The organism is Methanosphaera sp. (genome assembly GCF_016282985.1).
In the GTDB taxonomy this organism is placed as follows: domain Archaea; phylum Methanobacteriota; class Methanobacteria; order Methanobacteriales; family Methanobacteriaceae; genus Methanosphaera.
Genome location: NZ_JAEELZ010000131.1, coordinates 1 through 3827, shown reverse-complemented (window position 1 = coordinate 3827; position 3827 = coordinate 1). Strand labels below are relative to the sequence as shown.

Sequence of the window (3827 nt, the reverse complement as noted above, 5' to 3'; positions counted from 1 at the left end):
GTTTCAAAGCTATTTAATTTAATCATACTATGATTCATATTTGCTTCAAATGCATATGAATTAAGACCGGATACTTCGACTATATTATTTTCAACAGTTAAATTTTCTGCATCATTTACTAATATTCCAGATGTGGTTTCGGCACTGTTATTAATTATTAAATTTGATATTGTAGAACCGGATCCTGATGGTGTAACACGAACTGTACAATTGTATAGATATGCATTATTATTTAAACTAGTCAATGTGATAGATTTATCCACTGAAAAATCAACATCATTAAACGTTCCTTTTAGGTTTAATATATCACCATTACGTATAAAATCCGTAGTTTTAATTATGCCTTCCCCTTCATCATACTGGAAGAAATTTTCATAATTACTACTAGTTACTGTAAGTGTAGTAGCTTGTTTAACCGACCTGTTTTCATTATTTATCTCGTTTTTTTCAATAGTTTTTTGATTAGTAATTTTAGTACTATTTTCAGCAATAGTATCCCCAATTACATTTGTTTCAGTAATTGTATCAGGTTCAACATCTGCAGATTGAGAACTATCAAATCCATCCTCTGCGGCAGATATCGTACCTAAAGAAAATACTAATAAAACTATAGTGAATAACAAGAATTTACTTATTTTTTTCATTTTATCCACCTGTTTAGATAAAAGTAATATTTTATGTTTTAAAATTAATTAAATTAATATCGTTAATTATATATTTGTTCATTTAGTAATTAAATATTTTATAAAAATTGAAAATAAGTAAATAATTATTGTATAGCTTAAAAAAATTGATTTAATTAACCAAATTATCAAAAAAGAAAATAATTTATTTTAAACCTTTCAAATAAAAATATTTGATAAAATTTCTTGAAATAATAATATGTATTGATTTAAAAGAATTATAAAAATAAAAAAATTGATTAAAAAAAGATAAAAAATAAAAGAATTAAATCACACAGCCCGCATATACTGTTTTCCTGTCTTAGGATCAGTATAAACTATCCCAGTTCTAGCATAACCTGAACTAGATGATTCGATATCTTCCATTTGTTGAGTTATTTCCTGTCCTTGTTCAATTTCAACATCTTCCAACTGTTGACTTTGTTGCTGATTTTCTGAAATCTGTTGCATACCTGTAGACATTACTGCAAATATAAGAAAACCTACTGCCAACACCAACATTAAATCAGTCATGTTGGTAATTGAAGACATTGGATCCAAATCTTCAGCAGAATCTTTTAACCTACTGCGTCTTAGTGACATTATAATCAACCTCTAATATAGCTTCAGCAAAATCATATAACATTTCCATCTCTTGATTATACCAATCTCTGCGTATTTTAGCTATTACAAAACAGATTGTACCTGCAGCTAACCCTGCTGTTGTTGTGTTAAATGCTGTTGTTAGGTTTGTTGTTAATGTTACCATATCACCAGCACCTAAAGCTGCTAATCCCGGACCCATAGGGATAATAGTACCTAACAATCCACAACCAGATCCTACTTTAGAAACAATATCAACTTTAGTCAAGGATCCTAACATTTTAGCTTCCTGAGTTTCTAATAGATTCCTAGCTAATACTTCTCTCATGTTTTTATTATAAACTGATTGATCAAAAGAAGCAATTGAATCCAATACTTCTTTATCATACTTGTTTAATTTTGTATTGTATATCACTTGATTAACTTCATCCTGAGAGTTACATTCTAGAATTTTTTTAATGATTTCTTCTTTTTCTTCACCAGAAATTTTCTTTCTACCGGTATATTCTGCAAGGATTGAACCTATTTCAATTATTGCAAATATAATAAAAATTATAAGCAAAATCATTACCGGCAGTAACAAACTTTGTGCTATAACATTAAGTGCGCCCGAAAGAATATCCCCACCTGGTATTGTTGTAGCCATTTATTTACCTCCACTTAATTATTTAATAAGAAACTTCTTTTTTTAGCTAGAATCGCACCAACTATAACCATTCCGATCATTAAAGCTATTATCTCCCAAAATTGGTTAGAAATATTAATAGGAATTGCTGAACCAACAACCAATAATGAAATGTTTGGTAATATCATCAAACATAGAACAAAATATATTCCAATAAATATCATGAAATTTCCTAACACTACAGGATATGGCTTATTAACTTTTTTCACTATTCCGAATGACAGTAAATATGTAATTCCCATAACAATTACTAAAGCTATTGCTGTAAATGAACCAAGAGTTACTGAAGATATTCCGGCTACGGGTGCAACTAATATCACTGATGCCAATATAGCTCCAAAACAACAAGGACATGGTGCAACTACTGCCATACATGTTGCAGACCCTACATCTTTCTCTGTAACATTATAATCATATATGGTTTTAAATCCGGTTATAACAATTATCAATGCAATTACTGCGAAAATAGCGCCACTGTATCCATAAACTATGTCATAAACTTGTTGTGAATATGGTTGACATATATATGACAATAATATTAAACCTACAGCATAACCTACTAGAATCCATCCGACTTTTTTTCTTTGAATACCGGAAAATCCTAGGGCCAAACCAATTTTTACTCCGAAAACGAGTACTGCTGCCAATATCCCGTATTGCCAAAATTGTTCAAGCATGCGAAGCTCCCCCCTAAATTTTTTTTAAATATAAATTAAGTCATGTTAATATAATCACCATAATTATTGAACTTAATTAAAAATATTTTTATTGTTTATTATTTATTAAAATTATTATAATTTTAAAGAGAGTAATTTATATTTTTTTATTAGTTTTCATTTATTTTATTGATTAAAAAAACATTTATTTTAAATAATTAGATTTAGATAATAAATATCATGGATAAAAAATTTAAAAAAAATAAAAAAACAAATTTAATCCGTTAATTAAGTTAGAGGAGGGACTATTATTAGGAAAAAAATCAATAAAATATTATTATTGTTCGTAGCATTATCATTCATACTTTTGATTATTAGTACTTCATCAGCTACAGAAAACAACATTACAACTGAAAATCACGAACAAACAGAATTTGACAAATACCAAGAAACACTAGAACAAAATAATATTGAAAATAAAGAAATCAGTTACAATACCATCACCAAACAAAAAACAGATAATGTTAAAGAAAGTGACGGAAATGATGCGGATACTGATAAAATAGATACACAAGTCAGTATTGATTCTTTAAATGTGGGAAAATATAATGAAAATGTAACTATTAGTGGTAAATTCACTGAAATTAACGGAAAGACAATATCCAACAGTAATGTGAAAATCATTATTAATGGAAAAAAATATTTCTCAAGAACCGACACTACCGGAACATACAACTTCACAAACAAAATTACGGCGGTAGGAACCAACAACCTAACTGTAGGATACAGCGGAAACATAAAATACAACCCATACGAAACAAACACAACATTCAACGTAGAAAAACAAGACGTAATAGTAACACACAACCAAATAGAAGACACACTATACAAAAACAACATAACAATAACAGGAAAATTCACTGATGCAAATGAAAAAATAATAACAAACAGTAACGTAAAGATTATAATCAATGGCATCAAATACTATGCAAAAACAGACGCTACCGGAACATACAACTTCACATACGAAACAAACACACTAGGAACCAACAACGTAACAATAGGATACAGCGGAAACGACAAATACAACCCATACAAAACAAACACAACATTCAACGTAGAAAAACAAAACGTAATAGTAACACACAACCAAATAGAAGACACACTATACAAAAACAACATAACAATAACAGGAAAATTCACTGATGCAAATGAAAAAAT

At 28.7% G+C, this 3827-nt stretch carries 5 protein-coding genes; 1 reads left to right on the top strand and 4 read right to left on the bottom strand.

What is annotated here, in order from left to right; genetic code table 11:
• The 4 genes from QZZ11_RS07885 to QZZ11_RS07870 form a co-directional block, all read right to left on the bottom strand.
• A partial coding sequence (locus tag QZZ11_RS07885) for a hypothetical protein (RefSeq protein ID WP_292475070.1) occupies positions 1–644 on the bottom strand: 644 nt, incomplete at its 3' end.
• Positions 645–953: 309 nt separating this feature from the next.
• The gene (locus QZZ11_RS07880) at positions 954–1265 is read right to left on the bottom strand and encodes a DUF2149 domain-containing protein (protein WP_292475067.1); all 312 of its coding nucleotides are present in this window, start codon (positions 1263–1265) and stop codon (positions 954–956) included.
• Complete coding sequence (locus tag QZZ11_RS07875; protein ID WP_292475066.1) at positions 1246–1911, bottom strand: MotA/TolQ/ExbB proton channel family protein; 666 nt, start codon at positions 1909–1911, stop codon at positions 1246–1248. The genes QZZ11_RS07880 and QZZ11_RS07875 overlap by 20 nt, the downstream gene beginning before the upstream one ends.
• Before the next feature lie 14 nt (positions 1912–1925).
• On the bottom strand, positions 1926–2627 hold the full coding sequence (locus QZZ11_RS07870; protein ID WP_292475064.1) for a DUF2162 domain-containing protein: 702 nt from the start codon (positions 2625–2627) through the stop codon (positions 1926–1928).
• Between the two features lie 319 nt (positions 2628–2946).
• Here QZZ11_RS07870 and QZZ11_RS07865 point away from each other — a divergent pair.
• On the top strand, positions 2947–3827 hold an 881-nt coding region (locus QZZ11_RS07865), incomplete at its 3' end, for an Ig-like domain repeat protein (RefSeq protein WP_292475063.1).